The 22,973-nt window shown below is 72.8% G+C and carries 20 protein-coding genes and 1 riboswitch; of the genes, 8 read left to right on the forward strand and 12 right to left on the reverse strand.

Translation table 11 applies throughout. The features are described 5' to 3' along the window. Window positions 1–84: 84 nt before the first annotated feature. On the reverse strand, window positions 85–870 hold the full coding sequence (locus C8K30_RS18165) for an SDR family NAD(P)-dependent oxidoreductase (protein WP_108494287.1): 786 nt from the start codon (window positions 868–870) through the stop codon (window positions 85–87). Window positions 871–984: 114 nt separating this feature from the next. On the opposite strand from C8K30_RS18165, the gene C8K30_RS18170 reads away from it, so the two are divergent. Next, window positions 985–1,608, forward strand: a complete 624-nt coding sequence (locus tag C8K30_RS18170) for a TetR/AcrR family transcriptional regulator (protein WP_108494288.1) — start codon at window positions 985–987, stop codon at window positions 1,606–1,608. Window position 1,609: 1 nt separating this feature from the next. On the opposite strand, the gene C8K30_RS18175 is transcribed toward C8K30_RS18170, so the two are convergent. The 3 genes from C8K30_RS18175 to C8K30_RS18185 all read right to left on the reverse strand — a co-directional run bounded on the left by C8K30_RS18175 (window position 1,610) and on the right by C8K30_RS18185 (window position 4,380). Next, window positions 1,610–2,542 (reverse strand): alpha/beta fold hydrolase, encoded by a 933-nt coding sequence (locus tag C8K30_RS18175; protein ID WP_108494289.1) that lies wholly within the window; start codon window positions 2,540–2,542, stop codon window positions 1,610–1,612. A 205-nt stretch (window positions 2,543–2,747) separates the two neighbouring features. After that, a complete protein-coding gene (locus tag C8K30_RS18180; protein ID WP_233257256.1) occupies window positions 2,748–3,584 on the reverse strand; it encodes an HAD family hydrolase in 837 nt (278 codons plus the stop codon). 277 nt (window positions 3,585–3,861) lie between these two features. Next, on the reverse strand, window positions 3,862–4,380 hold the full coding sequence (locus C8K30_RS18185) for a TetR/AcrR family transcriptional regulator (RefSeq protein ID WP_108494290.1): 519 nt from the start codon (window positions 4,378–4,380) through the stop codon (window positions 3,862–3,864). Window positions 4,381–4,480: 100 nt separating this feature from the next. Between C8K30_RS18185 and C8K30_RS18190 the strand changes: the two genes are divergently transcribed. Further along, window positions 4,481–4,936, forward strand: a complete 456-nt coding sequence (locus tag C8K30_RS18190; protein ID WP_108494362.1) for a DoxX family membrane protein — start codon at window positions 4,481–4,483, stop codon at window positions 4,934–4,936. Here the strand turns inward: C8K30_RS18190 and C8K30_RS18195 are convergent. From C8K30_RS18195 to C8K30_RS18210, 4 genes are all read right to left on the reverse strand, one after another. Further along, window positions 4,894–5,709 carry a MerR family transcriptional regulator gene (locus C8K30_RS18195; RefSeq protein WP_108494291.1) on the reverse strand — a complete coding sequence of 272 codons (816 nt, stop codon included), beginning with the start codon at window positions 5,707–5,709 and terminating at the stop codon, window positions 4,894–4,896. The two genes, C8K30_RS18190 and C8K30_RS18195, sit on opposite strands and share 43 nt — an antisense overlap. A gap of 104 nt (window positions 5,710–5,813) precedes the next feature. Continuing rightward, entirely contained in the window at window positions 5,814–6,605 is a 792-nt protein-coding gene (locus C8K30_RS18200; protein WP_108494292.1) for an ABC transporter permease, read from the reverse strand. Beyond that, window positions 6,602–7,393, reverse strand: a complete 792-nt coding sequence (locus C8K30_RS18205) for an ABC transporter ATP-binding protein (protein ID WP_108494293.1) — start codon at window positions 7,391–7,393, stop codon at window positions 6,602–6,604. The genes C8K30_RS18200 and C8K30_RS18205 overlap by 4 nt, the downstream gene beginning before the upstream one ends. Before the next feature lie 77 nt (window positions 7,394–7,470). After that, window positions 7,471–8,316 carry a M15 family metallopeptidase gene (locus C8K30_RS18210; protein WP_158281048.1) on the reverse strand — a complete coding sequence of 282 codons (846 nt, stop codon included), beginning with the start codon at window positions 8,314–8,316 and terminating at the stop codon, window positions 7,471–7,473. Window positions 8,317–8,391: 75 nt separating this feature from the next. Between C8K30_RS18210 and C8K30_RS18215 the strand changes: the two genes are divergently transcribed. Then, complete coding sequence (locus tag C8K30_RS18215) at window positions 8,392–8,988, forward strand: RNA polymerase sigma factor (protein WP_108494363.1); 597 nt, start codon at window positions 8,392–8,394, stop codon at window positions 8,986–8,988. A 1-nt stretch (window position 8,989) separates the two neighbouring features. Next, window positions 8,990–9,877, forward strand: a complete 888-nt coding sequence (locus C8K30_RS18220) for a hypothetical protein (RefSeq protein WP_108494295.1) — start codon at window positions 8,990–8,992, stop codon at window positions 9,875–9,877. 45 nt (window positions 9,878–9,922) lie between these two features. Here C8K30_RS18220 and C8K30_RS18225 read toward each other — a convergent pair whose 3' ends face one another. Continuing rightward, window positions 9,923–10,528 carry a HEAT repeat domain-containing protein gene (locus C8K30_RS18225; protein WP_108494296.1) on the reverse strand — a complete coding sequence of 202 codons (606 nt, stop codon included), beginning with the start codon at window positions 10,526–10,528 and terminating at the stop codon, window positions 9,923–9,925. Between the two features lie 210 nt (window positions 10,529–10,738). Here C8K30_RS18225 and C8K30_RS18230 point away from each other — a divergent pair, with 210 nt between their 5' ends. Further along, window positions 10,739–11,209, forward strand: coding sequence for a GNAT family N-acetyltransferase (locus tag C8K30_RS18230; protein ID WP_108494297.1), 471 nt, complete (start codon window positions 10,739–10,741; stop codon window positions 11,207–11,209). A gap of 192 nt (window positions 11,210–11,401) precedes the next feature. Beyond that, window positions 11,402–12,604 (forward strand): Cmx/CmrA family chloramphenicol efflux MFS transporter, encoded by a 1,203-nt coding sequence (locus tag C8K30_RS18235; RefSeq protein ID WP_108494298.1) that lies wholly within the window; start codon window positions 11,402–11,404, stop codon window positions 12,602–12,604. Window positions 12,605–12,697: 93 nt separating this feature from the next. Here C8K30_RS18235 and C8K30_RS18240 read toward each other — a convergent pair whose 3' ends face one another. Further along, window positions 12,698–12,844, reverse strand: a complete 147-nt coding sequence (locus tag C8K30_RS18240) for a hypothetical protein (protein ID WP_199230551.1) — start codon at window positions 12,842–12,844, stop codon at window positions 12,698–12,700. A 180-nt stretch (window positions 12,845–13,024) separates the two neighbouring features. On the opposite strand from C8K30_RS18240, the gene C8K30_RS18245 reads away from it, so the two are divergent. Then, entirely contained in the window at window positions 13,025–13,612 is a 588-nt protein-coding gene (locus C8K30_RS18245) for a HEAT repeat domain-containing protein (protein ID WP_108494299.1), read from the forward strand. Between the two features lie 78 nt (window positions 13,613–13,690). Next, a riboswitch (SAM riboswitch) is annotated at window positions 13,691–13,794 on the forward strand. 8 nt (window positions 13,795–13,802) lie between these two features. Continuing rightward, a complete protein-coding gene (gene metE, locus C8K30_RS18250) occupies window positions 13,803–16,262 on the forward strand; it encodes a 5-methyltetrahydropteroyltriglutamate--homocysteine S-methyltransferase (protein ID WP_233257257.1) in 2,460 nt (819 codons plus the stop codon). 240 nt (window positions 16,263–16,502) lie between these two features. Here metE and C8K30_RS18255 read toward each other — a convergent pair whose 3' ends face one another. Next, complete coding sequence (locus tag C8K30_RS18255) at window positions 16,503–18,086, reverse strand: ricin-type beta-trefoil lectin domain protein (protein ID WP_108494301.1); 1,584 nt, start codon at window positions 18,084–18,086, stop codon at window positions 16,503–16,505. Between the two features lie 424 nt (window positions 18,087–18,510). Then, window positions 18,511–22,929: a GH92 family glycosyl hydrolase gene (locus tag C8K30_RS18260; RefSeq protein ID WP_233257258.1), complete on the reverse strand. Its 4,419-nt coding sequence runs from the start codon at window positions 22,927–22,929 to the stop codon at window positions 18,511–18,513. Window positions 22,930–22,973: the final 44 nt, after the last annotated feature.

Genomic DNA, 22,973 nt, shown 5'->3' on the forward strand with positions numbered 1-22,973 from the left:
TCATCCTGACCCAGTGCGGCCCGTCGGGCGCGGCGAGAACGGCGAGCCGGTGGAAGTCCTCGCCAACCGCCCGAGGGCCGTCCGTCAGGGGGCCTCGGGCTCGTGCTTCAGGGCGGGCCCGAGCAGCAGGCCGCCGTCGAGCACGAACTCCGAACCCGTGGCGTACGACGCGTCGTCGGAGGCCACGAACAGGACCAGGCGAGTCACGTCCTCGGGCTGCCCGACGCGCGGGATCGCGAACGGCTCGGGCGAGTACGAGTCGGTGATCGGGTCGAGGCCGGGCGCCGCCGGCTCGGTGATGAACGGGGTCGAGACCGCGCCCGGGTGAATCGAGTTGACCCGGATGCCGTCCCGGCCGAGCTCCAGGGCTGCCGTGCGAGTCAGGCCGCGCAGCGCCCACTTGCTCGTCGTGTAGGCGGCGAAGTACGGGGTGGCGGTGTTGCCCATCGACGAGGCGATGTTCACGATCGCACCACCTCCGCCGCGCCGCATCGACGGCGTGACCGCCCGGATCCCGAGGAACTGCCCGGTCACGTTGATATCCATCAGGCGCCGCCAGGCGGCAACGCCGGTCTGCTCGACAGTGGCCGCCGCCTGGGGCACACCCGCGTTGTTGACCAGCACGGACACCGGCCCGAAGCGCTCCTCGGCTGATGCCACCGCGGCCGCCCACTGCTCCTCGTCGGTCACGTCCAGCGGGACCACCAGTGCCCGCTCGCCCAGCTCGGCGGCGAGCCGTGCACCGCGCTCGACGTTCCGGTCGCCGATCACCACGGCGGCCCCCTCCGCGTGGAAGGCGCGCACGTGGCTGACGCCCATGCCCCCGCCCGCGCCGGTGACCAGGACTGTCTCGTTCTCAAATCGCCGCACGGCGCTTCCCTTCCTCAGGTTCCGAGTCGGGTGACTCACAACAGGGCGCACAGTAGGCATGCGACGAGTTGCGAGTCAAGTGACTCGCCTCAGAGGGTCGGGCATGATTGACGCATGGCGACAGGGACCGGCGTTTACCACCAGCAGCTCGCGGAGCAGAAGCGCTCGGCGATCATCGACGCCGCGACCGCGCTGTTCATGGGCAACGGCTACGCCGGCACGTCACTGGCCCGGGTGGCCGAGGACGCCGGCGTCTCCAAGGCGACCCTGTTCAAGCAGTTCCCCACCAAGGCGAGCCTGTTCGAGGCGATAGTCACGGAGCAGTGGAGCACCGCCGACGAGCTCCGTCCCGCACCCGCACCGGGCGACCTCGAACGCGGCCTGCGCGAGTACGGGCGCCGCTACGCGGCGCTCATGTCCCGACCCGAGATGGTGGGCCTGTACCGCATGGTCATCGCGGAGATGCCGCGGTTCCCCAAGATCGCCGAGACCCAGTTCGAGACGGGCAAGATGCCGTTCTTCAACGAGGTCCAGCACTACCTCGAGGCGGAGCACGACGCCGGGACGGCCCACATCGACGACCCGCTGATGGCGGCCGCGAACTTCCTCGGCATGATCGGCAACTACGTGTTCTGGCCCCGGCTCATGGTGGTCGGCTGGGACCCGACGCCGGCCCAGATCGAGCACGCCGTCACCGAGGCGGTCCTGACCACGCTCGCCCGGTACCGCGCCGGCTGACTCACGCGGCCGGTCGCAGGACCTCCCGCAGCGCGGCGCCAGTCTCCGCCGGCCGTTCGACCCACGGCAGGTGGCCCGCGCCCGCGATGATCCGCACCCGCGCCCGGGGCAGGTGGGCCGCCAGCGCCACGACGTTGGCGGCCGGCCGGGGGTCGGCGGCGCCGTGCACCAGCGCGACGGGGCAGGTGACGGCCCGGGCCCACGGGAGCACGTCGTCGTCGGAGAACCTGAGCGTGGCGTTGACCGACCAGCTGATCGGGAGCCGCGTCTCGGCCATGGGGCGTGCCAGTTCGAGACCCGCTGCCGGGTCGGCGTAGTCGGAGGCCCAGGTGAGGCGGCGCCACTCGACCTCTTCGTCCCAGGTCCGGTCCTTCGCGGAGAGCTCGTCCAGCCGCGCGGCGTAGGGCGCCTGGATGCGGGCCAGCGCCGCCCGGTTCGGCGTGCGCCAGTCGCCGATGCCGACGCCGCCGAGGTAGACGACGACTGCCGCCCGCCCGGGATGGGTCCCGGCGTAGGCCAGCGCGAGGGTCGCGCCGAACGAGTGGCCGACCAGGGCCAGGCGGTCGGCGCCCCAGTGGGCGCGGAGCTCCTCCAGGTCCTGGACGCTGCGCGCCATGGACTGGCCCGCCCGCTCGGGCCCGTCCGCCGGGAGCGACCGGCCGCAGTCGCGCTGGTCGTACCGGTACACCGTCCGGCCGGCGCCGATCAGGTCGCCCAGCGGCTCCAGGTAGTCCCACAGCCCGGGCCCGCCGTGCAGCAGCACGACGGGATCCCCCGGCCCGCCGACGGCGTCCGCAGCGTCCGCTGCGCCCGCAGCGTCCCCGGCGCCCGCAGCGCCCGCAGCGTCTGCGGCGACCGCGGCGACCGCGGCGTCCGCGGCGTCCGTCCGCCAGGTCGCGAGCCGGGCGCCGTCGCTCAACCGAACCAGTTCCATCCGGGCAGGCTAGTCGTCGCCGGCCGAGGGTCGCCGGCGGGCGTCCGAAACCCAGGGGGAAACTGCCACCCCGCGGACGTTGTTGCTCTCCGTAGACGTTGTCGACGGAGAGCAACACAGCCCCAGCGCGCGGCCTCTCCCCGGAGGGCCCGACACCGCGGTCCAACCGATCTCCGCGCGGCCCGGAGCGGAGTGTTCGGGCGGGTCAGGCCGTCGGCAGGAGGAGCGCGTCGAAGAGCGCGCCGGCGGCGCCGTCCTCGTCGATGGTGCCGGTGACCCGGTCCGCGGCGGCGCGGACGGCGTCGGGCGCCTGGCCCATGGCGATCGACACGGCCGCCCAGGCGAGCATCTCGAGGTCGCTCTCGCCGTCGCCGATGGCCACAGTGCGGGACGACGCGACTCCCAGCTCGACGCGGATGCTCTCCAGCGCGGTCGCCTTGCTGACGCCGGGGGCGGTGACGTCCACCCAGTCGACGCGGGCGGGGATCGCCGTGACCCCAGACGCGCGCAGCGCGGGCGCGAGCCGCTGGGCCCACTGCCCGTACACGACCAGGCGCGGGGTGGGCCGCGCCCAGATGTCCGCGATCTCGCGCAGCACCTCCTGCTGCCCGTTGAGCTGCCGCTCGGGGAACCGCCTGGTGACGCGGTACCCGGCGCCGACCACCTCGGCGGCGAGCCGCAGGTCCGGTCGCGTCCTGGTCACCAGCCGGCACACGGGCTCGGCATCCACCGGCCTCACCTCGACGATGGAGTACCCGTTGGCGTCCAGGCGCGCGGTCACCGCGCCGTTCGCCGCGACCACCCAGCCGTCGCGGATCCCCAGCTGCCGGACGACCTGCACCGCGCCGGCCAGGGACCGGCCCGTCGCGATCACCAGGTGGTGCCCGGCGGCGTGGACGGCCGCGAGGGCGTCGAGCACCGCGGGCGTGGCCCGGCGACCGGCACGGACGAGCGTTCCCTCGACATCGCATGCGACGAGCGCGGGCGTGGACGTGGGTACGTCGGACAGTGCTGCGGTGGCCCCGGAGGCGGTCGCGGTCACGATATTCCCCTGGTGATAGGCGGCTGGACCCATCATCCCCCATAATGGGACATTTTGGAACTCTCCATCTGGCGGGTGCGGAGCCTCTTGTCGCAGGTCAGAGGCTTGCGACGGAGTCCGACCACCTCCCGCGCGGCGCAGACTACAGGGTGAAACCGCCCGAGACCTCGGCGTCCTGCCCGCTGATCCAGCACGCACCGTCGGACAGCCCCACCCGCGATCCGTTGACAATGCGGTTGCTGCGGCACGGGGGGCTCTCTCCGCAACAACCGCGTGGTCAGCCGGCGGTCGGGACCAGGCGGCGGAGGACCGGGTCGGCGGCCGCCTCGACGTCCGGGCCCGTGATGGCGCCCGAGAGCCACAGGCTGGCGAAGCCGTGGGCCACCGACCAGGCGGCGCGGGCCGCGTCGGCGTCGGGCGTCAGTCCCGCGAGCGCCTCGGAGGCCGCCTGCTCGGCCGCGCGCAGATCGACGTCGTCCCCGTGCAGGAGGCTGCGGTCGAACATGACGGCGAAGTGCCCGGGGTGGTCGACGGCGAACCGCACGTAGGCGATGCCGGAGGCGAGCAGGTCGTCCCCCGCTTTGCCCAGGGCGGCCGCGAGCAGCGTGAAGCCCTCGGTCGCCACCGCCGTGAGCACGCCCGCCTTGTCGCCGAAGTGGTGGGCCGGCGCCGCATGGGACACCCCCGCGAGCCGGGCGAGCTCGCGCAGGCTCAGGCCGGCCGGACCCTGCTCGGCGACCGCCGTCGCGGCGGCCGCGGTCATCGCCCGGCGTAGGTCCCCGTGGTGGTAGCTCATGCCGCTCCAGATCCTCTCGACCAATCTGTCCATTGACAAGATAGCACCGCGGATGATGGAGTTTCGTTTCAAACTTGTCGCCGTCAAGATCGGATCCGCCATGCCCGTCCCGCTTCCCGTCCTCCTGCTCGGGGTCACCGCCGTCGCGCGCCTGCTCGGCTTCCTCGCGGTCCCGGCCCTCGACTCCTGGCACGACGCCGCCCGGGTCGGCATCGCCGCCGTATACCTCCTGGCCGCCTCCGGCCGCCTGATCCCCCGCGTGCGCCAGGACCTCGAACGCATGGTGCCGCCGCGGCTACCCCGGCCCGACCTTCTCGTTGCGGGCACCGGGATCCTCGAGCTCGCCGGCGCGATCGGCCTGCTCGTCCCCGCGACCGCCCCGGCCGCGGCGGTCTGCCTGGGCCTGCTCACGCTCGCCCTGACGCCGGCCAACATCTCGGCCGCGCGGCGCGGCGTCCCGTTCGGCGGCGAGCCCCCCACGCCGATCGGACGCCGCCTCGTGGAACAGGCCCTCTACCTGGGCGCACTCGCGGTCGTCGTCTGGCTGCCGTACTGACGCCCCGGCTCCCGGCCGACCCGCTGCTGCCGGGTCCAGCCCGACCAACCACGCTCCTCGAGCAGCGACTCCAGGCGGCGGCCCGCGGGTATGGAGTCGAGGGCTATCGAGTCGAACAGCTCGACGAGCCCCGCCTCCATCTCGCCCGCTGCGCCGTCGCCCCACTCGGCGTGGTGGTCGAGCACGGCCGCCACCCGGTCCGCCAGGCCGGCCACCCGCGGGTCGTCGGGCCCCCAGCCGACCGCCTCGCTGAGCGATCGGAGGAGGTCGACGAACTGCGGATCGTCGAGCAGCCGGCCCTTCAGCGCCATCGCCTCGGCGACCTGCTCCGGCGACAGCACCGCGAGGGTGAGGATCCAGCTGTCCCGCTCGATCTGGACGATCCGCTCGGGGACGCCGAGCTCACGCCAACGATCGAGGTAGGCCGCGCCCTCCGGCGGCAGGGCCAGGCTGTCGCCCGCGGCGAGCCGGGCGATGCGCTCGCGATGCCGCTCCCGCTCCGCGATCTCGGCCCGGAGCCTGGTGTCGATCTCGGCGACGGCCGCCGCGAACTCCTCCTCGTCGGCACGCAGGAGCTCGTGGACCCGCGCCAGGGGCACACCGGCGTCGGCCAGGATCCTGATCCGGATCAGGTCCACGACGGCCTGCGCGTCGTACCGCCGGTAGCCCGAGTGGTCGCGTCCGGGTTCCGGCAGCAGGCCCTTGGCGTGGTAGTGCCGGACGGCGCGCGCCGTCACCCCCGCGTAGGACGCGAGCTGCCCGATCGTCAGCATGGCCCAAGTCTCCCTTCTCTTGTCCGTGAGATCTGGTTCTCGGCCGCGAGATCTGGTGGAGCGCCGCCAGGTCTCGGCGCTCCACCAGATCTCACGGAGCCGGCCTATCGGGCCGGGACCTTGGCGAGCTCGCGCCGGGACCAGAGGTACCCGGCCACGCCGATCACCACGCACCAGCCGATCGCCAGCCAGCCCTCGGACCCGACCGGCGCGCCCGAGGTCAGCGCGCGGAGCGTCTCGATGATCGGCGTGAACGGCTGGTGCTCGGCGAAGTGCCGCAGCCCGGCGGGCATCTGCTCCGTGGGGACGAACCCGCTGCTCACGACCGGCAACACCATCAGGACCAGCGGGGTGTTGCTCGCCGTCTCGATGCTGCCCGCCGCCAGCCCCATCGCGACGGTCAGCCAGGTGAACGAGAACGCCAGGAGCAGCGCCAGCCCGGCGGCGCCGAGCCAGCCGGCGACCGAAGCGCCGGACCGGAACCCGAGCAGGACCGCGAAGACGATCATGACCGACAGCGCGAGCACGGTCCGGATCACCGCGCCGAGCACGTGCCCGGTCAGCACCGAGACGCGGGCGACGTCCATGGTCCGGAACCGGGCGAACATCCCGCCGGTCTGGTCGATGGCGACGGCGACGGCGGTCCCGTTCGCCACGCTGGACACGGTCATGATCCAGATGCCGGGCACCAGGTAGTTGAGGTAGTCGGCGCGGCTGCCCCCGCCGTCGACCGGGAGGCCCGCGCCGAGGGTGCCGCCGAACACGTAGACGAAGAGCAGCAGCGACCCGATCGGGATCGCGATCAGCATCAGGGCCAGCGACGGGTACCGGCTCAGGTGCCGCAGGTTGCGGCGGAGCATGGTCATCGAGTCGCGGACGACGTACGTGGCGCTCATCGTGCGGTCACCTCCGGGGTGGTGGCATCGGTATCGACGGCGGCGTCGGCGGGGTGGCCGGTGAGGGCCAGGAACACGTCGTCGAGGCTGGTGCTGTCGCCGGGGACCTGCGCCTTGAGCTCGGCCGGCGTCCCCTCCGCGACGAGCTTTCCGGCGTCGAGCACGCCTACCCGGTCGGCCAGGGCGTCGGCCTCCTCCAGGTACTGGGTGGTCAGGAGGACGGTGACGCCGTCGGCCACCTGCTCCCGGACCACCTGCCAGACCTCGCGGCGGCTCCGCGGGTCGAGCCCGGTGGTCGGCTCGTCGAGGAAGATCAGCCGCGGCCGGGTGATCAGTGTCATCGCCAGGTCCAGCCGGCGCTGCATGCCGCCGGACCAGGTCAGGGTGCGCCGGTCGGCGGCGTCGGCCAGGTCGAACCGGTCGAGCAGGGCCGCGACGTCCCGGGCGGCGCTCGCCCGGTCGAGGTGGGCCAGGTCGGCCATGAGCCGCAGGTTCTCCCGGCCGGTGAGGAACAGGTCGATCGCCGAGAACTGGCCGGTGACGCCGATCGCCGCCCGGACCCGGGACGGCGCGCGGCGCACGTCATGGCCCGCGACGCGCAGCCGGCCGGCGTCGGCCGTCAGGAGCGTGGACAGGATGTTCACCATGGTGGTCTTGCCCGCGCCGTTGGGCCCGAGGAGGGCGTACACGGAGCCGGCGGGGACGGCGAGATCGACGCCGTCGAGCACGTGGTGGTCGCCGAAGGCCTTGTGCAGCCCCACGACCTCGATCGCTGTGTCTGTGGTCATGACCGCAGCGTGCAAGGTTGCCGCAGGGACAAGGTCAAGCCCTGACGTCGCCGCCGCGAACCCGGGCCGCGCGGGGGTCAGCGCACGTATCCCCCGCCGGGGACGTCGAAGACCTCCTCGAGCGTCGTGGCGCCCGTGTCGCGCATGTACTTCGCCAGGTCACGGCCCACCCAGCGCAGGTGCCAGGCCTCGGGTCCGTAGCCGGTGACGACGGCATTCCCGGGCGTGTACCTGACGAGGAAGCCGAACGCCTCGGCGTGCTCGGTGACCCACCGGCCCTCCACCGTCTCGCCGAAGCAGGGGTCGAAGTCGCACTCCGGCCGGGTGGTGCTGCCGACGTCCACCGCGAGGCCCGTCTGGTGCTCGCTGTACCCCGGACGGGCCGACACCTCGTCCGCCTCCGCGGCGCCGAGCTGCGCAACCCATCCGGCGTAGACCTCCGCCTGCTTCGGGTAACCGCGGTAGGCGCTGCGTAACGTCAGGTGCACGCCGTCGGCGTCGGCCGCCTCGAGGAAGGCCGTGAGGTCCGGGGCCGCGTCGGGGCGGACGAGGTAGCCGCGCACCGTGGTGAGCTCCGGCTCGTGGTCGACCGGATCGATCGGCGCGTGCTTGTTGACGACCACCCACGGGCTCGCGGGGTCGGTGGCCGAGTGCTTCGTCAGGTCGATGCTCGGCGGCGCGGCGGGCTCGGCGGCGCTCTCTGCGTCCGGATCCTCGCCCGGCCCCTCGCCTGGCTCCTCGGCACCTGGCTCCTCGGCGTCCCGCCCTGCGGTGCCGGGCTGCTCCGCGCGCGCCTCCGGCGTCGTCCCCGCCGCGGGCGACCCCTCGTAGGCGGCACCGGAGACGCATCCGGTGAGGAGCAGTGTGGCGAGGACGAGCGCGGCCGGTCCCGGCAGCGTCGGGCGGGCGAAGTAGGTGGTCACACCAGCATTCGTGTGCGCCGGCCGGACGCCGATGACAGCGGCCGGATGTGACGTGGACAACACCCCGGACGTGTAATGGGCGGGCCGCTGCCGGACACACTGTGTCGAAAGCATGTCTCTTCGCCCCCGGAGTACACCCTGGCCACGAACACCGAGTCGCACCGCGTCGTACCGGGTCCGCTCACGCCCGCGCACACGGAGGAGCTCTTCGCGGCGCACGCGCGCGGCGTCTACCGCTACGCCCGCTCCCGGCTCCCGGCTGCCGAGGCGGAGGACGTCGTGGCCGAGGTCTTCGCGACCGCCTGGCGCAAGGGCGAGCTGCCGGACAACCCCCGCGCCTGGCTCCTGGGCGTCGCGCGCCGGGTGATGGCCAACCAGGTGCGCGCGCAGCACCGGCGGACGGCGCTCGCCGAGCGGGTGCGCACGCACCCTGCGCCGTCGAGCAACGACGACGTGCGCCTGATCGGCGAGCTCGACGAGCTCCGCCGCGCGCTGGACCTGCTCCGCCCCGCGGACCGCGAGGTGATCGCCCTCCTCGCGGCGGCCGAGCTGTCCACTGCCGAGGTGGCCCAGGTCCTGGGCTGCCCGACGGCGGTGGCGGCCACCAGGGTGCACCGAGCACGACGTCGGCTGCGCGCGGCCTACGAACAGCTGACCAAGGAAGGAGCCTGACGTGCACGACGACGAGCTGACCCGCGCCCGCCGCGCCCTGCACGGGGTTGATCCCGAGATCGACCTGGCACGGGTGTACGCCGAGTCGCGGGCCCGCGCCCGAGGCCCGGCGACGGGTGACGCCCAGGACGGCTGGGCGGAGGCCGAGGGCGTCGAGATCCTGCTGCACGAAGCCGGGTCCGAGGCCCGGCCCGTCCCGTCCGCCTCACGCCGCAGGCCCGCTCTCGCCTGGGGTCTGGCGGCCGCCGCGGCCGGCGTCCTCGCGGTGAGCCTGGCGGGCCCGCCCGTGCTCCGCGCCCTACCGGGCTCGGAGCCGAGTACGAGCACGTCACCCTCCGCCGCGTCGCCGTCCCCGACCCTCGGACTGACGCCGTCCGACGTGGTCGCCCGCGCGGCGCAGGCGATAGCGGGCGAGACCTGCAGCGTGGAGACCCGCTCGACGCTGGGTGACCAGTCGGCGCTCCGCTTCGACCACGAGCCGTCGGCCGTGGACGTCCCGAAGACCACGCTCGACCAGAAGCCCCTGTCCGTGCTGCAGGCGGCCGCGGTCGGCGCGGTCTCCGACCTGTCCACGCTCAACGGCACGGACCGGCAGCTGGACGAGGACCTCGGCATCGAGGAGCTGGACGGGAACACGGTCGCACGGATCCGGATCACCCCCGCCGACGCCGTGGTGGTGGGCGGCGACGTGACGCGGATCGATCTGCTCGTCGACCTGACCACCTGGCTGCCGCTGGCCGAGGAGATGTGGGCCGAGTCGGACCAGGGCGAGCAGTACCTCCTGCGCAGCGAGCTCCGCTGGAAGGCGTGCGGCGAGCCGACGGCGGCGCCGTCAGCGGGCGGCATCGACGGGCCGAGCCCGACTCCGTCGGTGAACACCGATCAGTGAACGGACAACCGCCGCAGCGCGGCGCAGTAAAGGCGCAAGCACCTGTCAGGACTCGTCCTCGTCGAACTCCTTGTGATATGCGCTGAGAATGTCGATGGCAGCGCGGCGCACGGACTCGGAACTGTCACTTTCGGCCAGCTGAGAAAGCAGCGGGATGAACTGCGGCCATACGACGTAGGACGTTGCCCATGCGGCGGCCTTCCGCACCTCGTCGTGCGAGTTCCGCGCGGCCTTCCCGATGCGGGAGCAGAACCGCTCGTCAAAGGATTCAGGTGCACCAAGACCGAGCCTGAGAACCGCTAGCACGTAGTCATGCGGGATGTCTTGCACCGCATCCGCGGCATCCAGAATTTCCTCGACAGTCGCTGGTCGGAGCTGCGCCTCGAGAAATCGAGCGGCGGTCGCCACCTGGCGTTCGTCTACCCCGGTGACGAACGCGCAGGGGCTCTTCGAGAGCACGTCCTCCATGTAATGCAGAACCAGATCCTCGCTCTTCCCCCAGAAGAACTGGCGCGGGGTCAGGCTGGCTACATCCTCTGGGAGCGTCCCGAGGAGCGGCCAGCCGAGCTTCTCTGCCACCACCGAGACTTCATCCTCGTAGCTCTGAGGCGACAGCAGGTACTTACGGGAGCCAAACATCTCGGTCGTCACCTGTCGTTGTCCTCGCTCTGGTCGCTCTGCCGGAGGTATCCCCCGGCATCGCGCGCCAGGGGGCCGCAAGCGTGGCACGTCGAATCCACACGGCATAATCGACGCCGGTCGAGCGGACCCGCCTCATTGTGGCCCGCTGTTGACATCAAGACGGGCGCCGGAGACAGCCGCCCGCGCTTTCTCTGCGAAACCACGGGTAGGCTCCCGGGCGTGCTCAGTCCTGCCGCCTCCAACGACCTCGCCGACCTGGCCGCATTCCTCCGCACGGCCGACCTGACGGTCGCCGCCCTCGCCGAGCCCGCCGTCCGCCTGTGGCTGGAGCGGGACGACGCCGGGGCGGTCTCCGCGACCACGGGGTTCGAGCTCGGCGAGGACGGCGAGCACGCGCTGGTCCGCAGCGTCGCCGTCCGGCCGGACCTGCGGGGCACCGGGGACGGCCTCCGCCTGGCCCGCTTCGCCCTCGACCGGGCCGCCGACGCCGGGGCGCGCCAGGCCTGGCTGTTCTCCCGCCGGTCGGGCGGCTTCTGGCAGAAGCTCGGCTTCGAGCCGACGACGACGGACGCGCTCGCCGCGGCCCTGCCCGACGCCCACCAGGTGCAGCTGTTCCGCTCCACGGGACAGCTCGACCGCGAGGTCGCGTGGCGGCGTCCGCTGCCGGTGCGTGCTACCTTCGCCGCGTGAGGTCTCCAGAAGCATCCAGGTTCGGGCTGCCGGTACTCCGGTAGCCCGAGATGCACCCGTAGAGACCGCCGAGGTCCGACCTCGTCCCCCCGCTCCCCGTGACTTGCCGGTGAGCGGGCGCCGTCCGCGCATCCGAAGGGCCCGTAGTGCCGCCCAGGCCTACCCGTTCCCTTTCTCCCTTCGGAGTTGCTCATGCCTGTCCTGCTCTACGTGCTCGCAGTCGCGGTCTTCGCGCAAGGCACGTCTGAATTCGTTCTCGCCGGGCTCGTCCCGGGAATCTCCACCGGCCTCGGCGTCTCCCTCGCCCAGGCCAGCTACCTGACCTCGGGCTTCGCGGTCGGCATGGTCGTCGGCGCACCGCTGACGGCAGCTGTCGGACGCCGGCTACCGCCGCGCTCGACCCTGTCCGCGTGCCTGCTGGTCTTCGTCGCCGCGCACGTGGTCGGCGCGCTCGCTGACCAGTTCGCGGTCCTGCTCGTCACGCGGTTCGTGGCGGCGGTGGCGAACGCCGGGTTCCTCGCCGTGGCCCTCTCCACCGTGACGATAGTCGTCCCGGCGGGCAGGCAGGCCCGCGCGCTGGCCGCGGTCCTCGGCGGCACGACGCTCGCCCTGATCGCCGGCGTCCCGGCCGGGGCGCTGCTGGGTGAGGTCTGGGGCTGGCGCTCCGCGCTGTGGGCCATCGCCGGGGTGTCGGCCGTCGCCCTGGTCGCCGTCGTCTGTCTGACGCCGGGACGGCTCGGCCCTCGTTCGCCCGAGGCCAGGGTCGAACCGCCCGCCGGCACGGAACTACGCGCCACCGCAGAACCACGCGCTCGGGTGGACCTCCGGTCCGAGCTTAGCGCGCTCCGCTCCCCCGACCTGCAGCGTTACCTCGTGCTCGGAGTGCTGGTGAACGCCGCGACGTTCTGCGCGTTCACCTTCCTGGCGGCGATCGTCACGGACGGCGCCGGGCTCGACCCGGCGCTGGTGCCGCTGGTGCTCGCGCTGTTCGGGCTGGGCGCCTTCGCCGGCGTCTCGGCCGCGGGCCGCCTCGCCGACGCGCACGGGCGCCTGGTCCTCGGGGTCGGCGCCCCGCTTCTCGTCGCGGGCTGGGCCCTGTGGGCCGCGTTCGCGGCGAGCCCCCAGGCCGCATGGGTGTTCGCCCCGGTGCTGGGCGCGCTGTCGTTCGCGGTAGGCGGCACGCTGATCGCGCGCACCATGGCTGCCGCCCACAGCGCCCCGACGATGGGCGGGGCGTACTCGACGGTGGCGCTCAACCTGGGCGCCCTGACCGGACCGGTGCTCGGCGGCCTGGCGATCACCGCCCTGGGCCCCACAGCCCCGCTCGTCATCAGCGCAACCCTCGCCGCCACCGCCACCGCGGTCGCCCTCACCCCCGCCCCCCGGGCACGTTGACCACAGCAGCTGCTGCCAGGCCGGGGCCCGGTCTGGCAGCAGCTGCTGTGGTCAACTCGCGGGTATTCGGTCGCCGTCCGGCGTCGGCCGGGCTCAGCCCTGCCGGGTGGGCCGCACGACGATCTCGCCGATCTCGACGTCCTGTGGCTGCTCGATGGCGAACGCGATGGTCCGGGCCACGGCCCCCGGGTCGATGCCGAGCTCCGCCATGTTGCGCCGGACCCCCTCCCGAACTGCCATGCGATTACTGCCGGATCCGGGCCTCTTCCGGCAACAACCACGTGGTCAACTCATCGGCATCGGTCTGCGGCGGCGTTGGGCTTGGCACACTTTTGTTGGCTCGGCGGCGGCGATAGGCTCGGCCGGGAAATTTCACCCGGGCAGCGTCGCCCGGGGCAGCCGACGCAGCAAGGAGGCACAGTGGCCGGATTCAAGGAACGACTCGTCCTGACGCAGCAACCGCCGACCCGGACGGTGCTGAGCCGGGTCGCCTGGGACCTGGACTGGGACCTGGACGGCGTCGGCAATGTCAACGAGGACCCGTACGTCGACATCTGGCTCGCGGAGGACGAGTCCGTCGAGGTCCACTACGTCGAGGACGGCCTGGTCGGCCTGAGCTACGTCACCCTGTACGGGGACGACGTCGCCGCCGTCCGCGACGAGATCGCCGCGCGGTGCGACCTGTGGTCCCCGGAGAGTGCGCTGACGGCGCTGCGGGCGGCGACGGATCGCGACGACCGGCTCAGGGCGCTCTACGCCGCGGCCCTGTCGGCAGCCGGTTCGGACCCGACCCTGGTCGACGACTTCCGCGCCATCGCCCGGCACGACGAGGACCCCGGGCTCCGCCAGGCCGTAGTGGTAGCCACGGGCTATCTCCCGTGGCCCGAGCTCGTCGAGCTGGTCCGGGAGCTGAGCGAGAACGACGACGTCGACCACGTGCGCCACAACGCTCAGGTCCTGCTCGATGGGCTCGAGCTGTACCCGCCGGACGCCGCGGTCTCGCCCTGAGCAACAAGCGGTTCCACCAGGCGTCTTGAGGGGTGGACGGTTCTCCGACCACATGCCGGGCATGCCTACGATCCAGTCTCATCATCCAGAGCGGTCGAGAGTCCTGGCTCCACGACACCGCAGCAACCTACCTCCGAGGCGCCAATCTCGGGGCAAGGTGCTAACGCCAGGTCCGATGGAGCTGATACGCATGGCAGTCAAGTTCACGCACCTTCCCCAGGCCACGATCCTGGGCTACCCGCGCATCGGCCGACGTCGCGAGCTCAAGCGCGCCGTCGAGGCCTTCTGGGCCGGACGCACCACCACCGACGACCTGGAGGCGATCGCCCGCGACCTGCGGCTCAGCACCGCGCGACACCTGGTCGACCTGGGCCTGGACGCCGGTTCCGCCGCCGTCCCCGGCTCGTTCTCGTACTACGACCAGGTGCTCGACGCCGTCGCCCTGCTCGGCGCCGTGCCGGAACGGTTCCGGGACCTGGCCCCGGCAACCGGCGGCCCGCTCTCCCTGGAGGCCTACTTCACGCTGGCCCGTGGCGAGGGCGACAAGCCGCCGCTCGAGATGACCAAGTGGTTCGACACGAACTACCACTACCTGGTCCCGGAGATCGGGCCGGACACCCCGATCGGGTTCGTCGACGACCGCGCGGTGCGCGAGTTCATCGAGCTGGCCCGCCCGGCCGACGGCGGCCAGGCCGTCGTGACCCGGCCCGTGCTGGTGGGACCGGTGACGTTCCTGCTGCTCAGCAAGGCGGCCGACGGCGCACCCGACGGCTTCCGCCCGCTCGACCGGCTGGACGACGTCGTCGCCGCGTACGCCGAGCTGCTCCGCGCCCTGGCTGCCGCCGGCGCGCCGTGGGTGCAGCTCGACGAGCCCGCGCTGGTCACCGACCTGCTCGACGTCCCGTTCTCCGACGTGGCCGACGCCGTCCGCCGGGCCTACACGCGGCTCGCGACCGACCTCTCCCCCGCGCCGGGGCCGGACGGCGCACCCGGCACGAACAGCGCTGACGCCCCGGCGGAACGTCCCGCGATCCTGGTGACCGCACCGTACGGCGACCTGCGCAGCGAGGCCGGCGACGGGCTCGCGCTGCTGGCCGGCACCGACGTCGAGGCGATAGCGATCGACCTGGTCCGCGGCGCGGTCCCCGGCAGCTCGGTCCCCGGCGCAGCTCCCGGCTCCGCACTCGACGTGGTCCCTGGCCTGGAGACCAAGACGCTGGTCGCGGGCGTGATCGACGGGCACAACATCTGGCGCGCCGACCTCGGCGCTCGCCTGACCATCCTGGAGGGCCTGGCAGCATCGGGCACCGGGCTCGGCGCGGGGGCGGTCGCCGTCGGCACGTCGACGTCGCTGCTGCACGTCCCGCACGACGTCGACGACGAGCCCCGCCTCGACGCCGGCCTGAAGTCGTGGCTCGCGTTCGCTGACCAGAAGGTCCGGGAGGTCGCGACGCTGGCGACCGGCCTGGCCGAGGGCCGAGCGGCGGTCGCCGACCAGCTGGCCGAGTCGACGGCGGCGGTGCGCTCCCGCGCCGCGGCACCCGGCGTCGTCGTACCCGGTGTCCGGGAGCGGACCGCCGCGCTGACCGCCGCCGACGTCGAGCGCGCGCCGTACGCGGAGCGGGCCGCCGCCCAGCAGGCGCGGCTGAACCTGCCGCCGCTGCCGACCACCACCATCGGCTCGTTCCCGCAGACGCCCGAGATCCGGACCACACGCGCCGCGTGGGTCCGGGGCGAGCTGTCCGACGCCGACTACACGGCAGCGATGCGCGCCGAGATCGCGAGCACCGTCGCGCTCCAGGAGGAGCTGGGCCTGGACGTGCTGGTGCACGGCGAGCCCGAGCGCAACGACATGGTGCAGTACTTCGCCGAGCAGCTCGACGGCTTCGCGACCACGGTGCACGGCTGGGTGCAGTCGTACGGATCGCGCTGCGTGCGGCCGCCGATCCTGTGGGGCGACGTGTCCCGGCCTGCTCCCCTGACCGTGGACTGGACCGCGTACGCGGCGTCGCTCACCAGCAAGCCCGTCAAGGGCATGCTCACGGGTCCGGTCACGATCCTGGCCTGGTCGTTCGTCCGCGACGACCTGCCGCTGGGCGACACCGCCGACCAGGTGGCCCTGGCCCTCCGGGACGAGGTGACGGACCTGGAGGAGGCGGGGATCGGCGTCGTGCAGGTGGACGAGCCCGCGCTGCGCGAGCTGCTGCCGCTGCGCCGGTCCGCGCACGCGGGCTACCTGGACTGGTCGGTACGCTCGTTCCGGCTCTCGACGGCGGGGGCCGGCCCGGCGACCCAGGTGCACACGCACCTGTGCTACTCGGAGTTCGGGCAGGTCATCGGCGCGATCGACGGCCTCGACGCCGACGTGACCTCGGTGGAGGCGGCCCGGTCCCGCATGGAGATCGTGCCGGAGCTGGCCGACGCCGGATACGCCCGCGGCATCGGGCCGGGCGTCTACGACATCCACAGCCCGCGCGTGCCGTCGGTCGAGGAGGTGACCGACCTGGTGTCGCTGGCCGCCAAGTCGATCGACCCGCGGCTGGTCTGGGTCAACCCCGACTGCGGCCTGAAGACCCGCGGCTACGCCGAGACCACCGAGTCCCTGCGCCACCTGGTGGCCGCGGCCCGTGGGGTGCGCGCGACTCTCTGATGGGGCGCTGCCGCACCAGGCCACGAGGACGCGCCGGGCCCGGTGCGGCGGCGCGTCTCCCCTGGGAGACGCGCCCTCGGGGAGACATCGTGCGAGCGGGGTGGGTTGCGCTGCGTAGACGTTGTCTACGCAGCGCAACCCACCCCGCTCGCTGAGTCTTTCTCCTGAGTCCTTCTCCTGAGTCTTTCTCCGGCCCGGCTACGGACCGCCCACCGGGCTACGGACCGCTCTCCGCTGCCGTCAGCCGACGTGCCACTTCTGGGCCGACGTGCCGTTGCAGGTCCAGATCTGCAGCTGCGTGCCGTCCGCGGTGTTGCCGTTCGGGGCGTCCACGCACTTGTTCGCGAGGATGGAGACCAGGTCGCCGGCCCCGCTGAGCGTGAACTGCTGGGCCGGGTTGCCGCTGCAGTTCGCGAGCTGCACCGCCGTGCCGTCCGCGGTGTTCGCCCAGGCGACGTCCATGCACAGGCCCCCGGCCCGCAGGGTGCCGTCGGACTGGAACGTCCAGCGCTGGGCGGACGTGCCGTTACAGGTCCAGAGCTGGAGGCGCTTACCGTCCGAGAAGTCGGAGTTCGGCACGTCGATGCACTTGCCGCCCGGCCCGACGAGCGCGCTGCCCCCGCCCCCGCCCGTGGTCGTGAGCTGCAGCCCGTAGTTGCTCAGGATCGGGTTGACCGGCTGGTAGATGAACCGGCCGTTCGTGGAGCAGTCGCCGATGCGGCCCGAGGTGACACCCTGCGCCTGGTTGCCCGAGATCACCGAGCCGCCGGAGTCGCCGCCCTCGGCGCACGCCGAGCCGGTCGCCATGCCGGGGATGTCGCCGTCGCCGTAGTTGATGGTGACGTTCTTCTCCTGGATGACGCCGCAGCGCCAGCCGGTCGTACGGCCCGAGCGGCACACCGACGCGCCGATGCCCTGCTCGGCGGACCCCGCGACCGACACCGTGCCGCCCGCGTAGTTGTTCACCGTGGGGGTGGGCGTCCAGTTGCTGTTGGTCCCGACCCAGGCCCAGTCGTGACCCGGGAACGTCGAGCCCCGGTAGGTGCCGAGCGCTGCGCCGTCGGGCGCGTTGACCGCATTGCCCGTCGAGCCGCAGTGCCCCGCGGTGACGAACCCGCCCGACACGGCGAACCCGATCGAGCACAGCGTGACCCACCCGTCGCCGGTCGGGCGGTGGAACTCGTCGCCGCCGCGGATGTCGCGCGCGATCTTCGGAGCGACCGCGGACTTCTCCACCCGCACGGCGCCGGCGGGCGCGCCGGCCTCGGCGATCATCGCCTTGGCCGCCTGGACGTCGGCGGCCTCGACGATCACCTCGTTGGTGACCGGGTCCGCGTACCAGGCGTGCACCGAGGCGGGGGCGCCCACCTCGTCGAGGGCCTCCTTCCACGCGGTGAGGTCGTCCAGGCTGTGCTCGACGACGACGGCGTCGGCGCCCGCGCGCTCCGCCACCTTGGCCGCTGCGGTGCTGGTGACGGCCACGCGCGGGGCGTCGGCGCCGTCGGGCAGCCAGGCGCCCGCGTACGCGTCGCCGAGCTTGGCGGTGAGGTGCTTCTCGAGGATGGCTGCCTCGGCGTCGAGCGCCAGGCGGCCGGGGATCTCGGCCCGCGTGAGCCCCAGGTCGCGCTCCATCGCGCGGACCTGGGCGTCGGGAAGAGCGTCGGCCTGGGCGTTGGGGACGGCGTCGGGCTGGGCGAGGCGCTGGGTGCTCTCGGGCGCCGGGGCGGCGCCCGCCGCACTGGCGCCGGTGAGCGCTGTACCGACCGCGAGTGCGGCGGCTGACAGCGCTATCAAGGATCGGGACGCGCGCAAGGATCGTGACATCGTGTGCTCCTCGTCAGGCCTGGGGAACCTCGGACGCCTGGGAGCGTATTGACGCCAGGCCGCCACCAGAACGGTTGGACGGGCGTCGTGTGGAAAGTACCTATATAACCCTTATGCCCAAACAGCTAAGTAGCTCCAGCCGAGGCACGGCTCTGCCGAGGTACCGGCTCCGCGCCTGTCGCTCCGCCCGAACGCGGTCGAATGCAGCACCACACACCATGAGTTCGGTCGGCTGCTGCGCCACACCCATGAATTCGGTCCGCTGCTGCGCCACACACCGTCAGTTCGGTCGGTTGCCTTGAGATCGGTCCATTAATTGACCGATCTCAAGGCAACCGACCGAACCCACCAGGCTCACCCAGGCAACCGACCGAACCCACCAGGCTCACCCAGGCAACCGACCGAACTCGCCGGTCAGGTCAGGTCAGCCGCAGGCGGCCGCCTGGTACGGCACCGTCACCGTGCTGGTCGCCTTCTGGCCGTCGACCGTCGCCGTGACGACGGCGGTCACCGCGCCGGCGCCAACCTGAGCGGAGCCCGCGTCGAACGTGAACCCGCCCGGACCCCGCAGCGTCTTGCTGCCGAAGTCCGAAGTGATCCGGACCGAAGCGCCCTCGGCACCGTCCACCAGCACCCGCAGCGCGGAGTCGCCGCCGTCGCAGACCGGGGCGGCCCACACCGTGACCCCCGTCGCCGTGTCCTCGGCCTCGGCGGAGGCCCTCGTCTCGGCCCGGGTCTCCGCGTCCGGCGTGACCTCGGCGAGCGGCAGCTCGTCGTCGCCCGCGCCCTGCTCGGCGAGCAGCTCGAGCTCGGCCAGCGAGAGGTCACCCTCGCCCGCGGACTCGGTGACGACCAGCCGCAGCCGCCCGAACGCCTGCGGGTCCTCGACCTGGAACGTCCGGGTCTGCAGCGCCCAGCGGAACTCCTGGCCGGTCCGCTCGTCGAGCACGGTCCAGCTCTCTCCGTCGTCGGAGGACCCCTCGAGCCGCCAGGCGGACGGCGCAGCCGTGCCCGCGACACCCGAGGTGAGCGTGTAGGTGCCGACCGTCGCGGCGGTACCGGCACCGTCCCAGGTCACGACCGGAGCACGGGTCGCGAACGTGGTGCGCGAGCCCGACGTGTTGTCGACCAGCGCGCCGCTCCCCGTGTCGGCGTCGCCGTCCGAGACCGTCACGGAACCCGTCCCGGTCGCGTCCCGCGCCGGGCTGGGCGGCTCGTCACCCTCGGTGAGCGACGGCGGCGCGTCGTCCTCCCCGGTGCCCCAGGCCGACGGCTCCGGGCCCATCACGAAGTCCAGCCGGGCGCCGCCCGACAGGTCCTCCTGGGACAGCGACGTCGACGTGCGCGACCGCCCGTCCACCCGCAGCGACTGCACGTAGACGTTCTCCACGGAGTTGTTCCGCGCGTTGATCACGAGGTCGCCGTCGGGCAGGTGCACCGTCGCCCTGTCGAAGAGCGGGGAGCCGATCGCGTACTCCGCCGAACCCACCTGCAGCGGGTAGAACCCGAGCGCGGCGAAGATCCACCACGACGACATCTCGCCGTTGTCCTCGTCGCCCGGGTAGCCCTGGCCGATCTCGCTGCCCACGAACAGGCGCCGCGTGACCTCGCGCACGATCGCCTGCGTCTTGTGCGGCGCGCCCGCGGCGTCGTACAGCCACGGGATGTGGTGGGAGACCTGGTTGCTCATGCCCCACTGGCCCAGCCGGATGTCCCGCGCCTCGCGCATCTCGTGGATGACGCCGCCGTAGCCGCCGGTGTGCGTGGCGTCCTCGGGCGTGGCGAAGAACTCGTCGAGCTTGGCCTCCAGACCGTCCTGGCCGCCGTACAGGTTGCCGAGACCGCGCGGGTCCTGTGGCGCGTGGAACGAGAAGTTCCAGCCGCTGGTCTCGGTGTAGCCGCCGCCCCAGGTCAGCGGGTCGTAATCCTCAGGTGCGTTGAGGAACGAGCCGTCGGCGTGCCGGGGCTGGAAGAAGTCGATGGCCGGGTCGAAGAGCTCGCCGTAGTGCGTGGACCGCTGAAGGAAGTAGGCCGACTCGTCGCGCAGCGTCTCGCGACGCTCGTCCGGCGTGCCCGGGTCCTCGGCGAGGGCGGCGGCCATGTTGCCGACGCCGAAGTCGTTGATCAGGCCCTCCAGACCCCACGAGACGGACTCGTGCGTGGTCTCCGGCGTGAAGCCGAGGAACGGCGACGTCTCCAGGCCCTTGCGACCCACGGCGTCGTTCGGCGGCGCGACCGTCCCGTTACGCAGCGCGGCATCGTAGGCGTCCAGCGCCTTGTCGGTGGCCAGCGAGCCCTTGAGGTAGGCGTCGGCGAAGGCGACGTCGGACGACGTGCCGGTCATCAGGTCCGCGTAGCCCGGCGACGACCAGCGAGCGACCCAGCCGCCGTCGCGGTACTGCTGCACGAACCCGTCCACCAGCCCGGCCGCGACGTCCGGGTACAGCAGGGAGTACGCCGGCCAGGCCGTGCGGTAGGTGTCCCAGAACCCGTTGTTCACGTAGATCTTGCCGTCCACGATCGCGGCGTTGGTCCTGGTGTCGGTCGCATCGCCCGACGGCGCGGTGACCGGGCTCGCGTACCGGTACACGGGTCGCTCGGCCGTGCCCGTGTTCTCGAACTGCGAGTTCGGGTACAGGTTCAGCCGGTACAGGTTCGAGTAGAGGGTGACGAGCTCGTCCTCGCTGCCGCCCTCTGTCTCGATCACACCGAGCCGGTCGTCCCACTGGCCCTGCGCGGCGCGCTGAACCGAGGCGAACGAGCGGCCCGTGACCTCCAGGTCGAGGTTCGCCCGTGCCTGGTCCAGCCCGATGAACGACGTCGCCACGCGCAGCTCGACCGTGCGGTCGCGGCCGGTGTCGAACGTGGCGTAGCGCGCGCCGTCGCGGTCGCCCGCGGCCGTGCCGACGGACGACGGCGCCCGGTCGAACGTGCCCGCCACGTACATGCGGGTGCGGCCTACGGACAGGCCGCTGCCGTTCTCGACCCAGCCGGTCAGCTCGCCGGTCGCCTCGTCGAACGCCAGCTTCGACGCGCCCGCGACCCGGTCGACGAGCACGTGACCGGCGTCGCCCGGGTTCTCCCGCGGGAAGCTGAACCGCAGCACCGCCGCGTGGTCCGTGGGCGCCACCTCGGCCTTGATCCCGTCCGTGAAGGTCACGCCGTAGTAGTCGGGGCGGGCCGTCTCGTCCGCGTGGCTGAACGACAGGCCGCGCGCGTCGAGCCCGGCGTCGGGCACACCGGAGCCGGTGGCGGGCTGGAAGGCGAGCTGGTTGCGGTCGCCCATCCAGGGGCTGGGCTCGTGCGAGATGCCGATGCCCTGCAGCACCGGGCGGTTCTCGTCGTCGTTCGCGGCCTGGTACTCGTACAGCCAGCTCTGCGACGAGGCGTTCGTCAGCGGCGTCCAGAAGTTGAAGCCGTTCGGCACGGCCGTGGCCGGCACGTTGTTGCCGCGCGAGAACGACCCGCTGGACAGGGTGCCGCGGCGCGTGTCGACGTAGTTGGTGAGGCTGGAGCCGTCGATCTTGCCGGGCTTCGCCTCCAGCGCGACGTCGTCGAGCCAGCCCGCGAACCGGGTGCCCGCGGCTCTACCGTCGCTGCCACCGTCGCTGCCACCGTCGCTGCCGCCGTCGTTGTCGTAGCCGATGAGGACCTGGTCGACCTTCTTGCCCCGGGCGACCGAGCCGAGGTCGACGCGCACGGAGTTCCACTGGTCCGCGTACAGGATCTTGCCCGCGCCCTGGCCGGCCGGCGTCGCGGCGGTGCCGTGGGCGTCACGCGCGCCGAGGTCGGACAGGTAGGTGCCGTCGGTGAACCTCAGGTCCACGGCGGCGAAGGTCGAGGGGTACTCGAGGTCGCCGAGCAGCTCGGGGAAGATCTTCCAGCTCAGCCGGGTGCGGGAGCCCACGAGGACGTTCACGTCGTCGTACAGGACGTTCGTCGCGTGCGCCGCGCCGTCGGCCAGGTGGCCGCCCTCGTACCGCAGGGACGCGGTGCCCGTGAACCCGACGCCCTTCTTGTTGGTGTAGTCCACGGTAGTGGGCCCGGAGCCGACGGCGGTGACCATCGGCTGCCTGGCGGGCTGCTCGTCCAGGTCGGCGGACAGGTCCCAGTCGGCGAGCTGCACGATGCCCGCGCCGCCGTTCTGCGTCACGTCGAGCCGGAAGTGGGTGTAGGCCGCCGTCGGCTCCGCCAGCTCGAAAACCTGCTGCTCGAACCGCTCGGCGAACTCGGCGCCGTTGCGCTCGTCGAGCGTCTCCCAGGTCTCGCCGTCGGTCGAGCCCTGCAGCGTCCAGGCCCGCGGGTCGCGGTCGGCGAAGTCGTTCGCGGACGTCAGGGCGTAGGCCGTGACCGAGACGGGCTCGGTCATCTCGTAGGTGGCCCAGCCCGTCTCGGCGAACGTCAGCCACTTGGTGGCGGACGACGCGTCGGCGAGGTTCGACACGCCCTCGTTCGGCAGGTTCTCCCCGCTCGCCGCCACCTCACCGACCCGGTCCAGCACGCTGCCCGGCAGCCCGACGACGAACTCGCCGACGTTCTCCTGCCACGGCGCGCCGTCACGCTCGGCGGGCGTGGACTCCAGCGGCGCCGGGTCGTCGGCCTCGAACGAGGTGGCGAAGTCGCCCCTGGCGGCTCCGCCCGACGCCGTCGCGGCGGGCGCGGCCTCGGCGGGAGCGGTCCCCGCGGGCGCCGTCTCGGCCGGTGCCGCGAGCGCGACGCCGGACGGCATCGCGAGCAGCAGGGCGAGAGCCCCGGAGAGAGCGGCGGCCGCCTGCCGGGATCTGGCTCGGCCGCTGCCTGTGCCGGTGCCTATGCCGGTGCCTATGCCGGTGACTCTGGACATGGTGGTCTCCCTCGTCGGCTGACAACGCTGTCAGTGGGGAACGT

The sequence above is a fragment of the Promicromonospora sp. AC04 genome, assembly GCF_003058225.1.
In the GTDB taxonomy this organism is placed as follows: Bacteria; Actinomycetota; Actinomycetes; order Actinomycetales; family Cellulomonadaceae; genus Promicromonospora.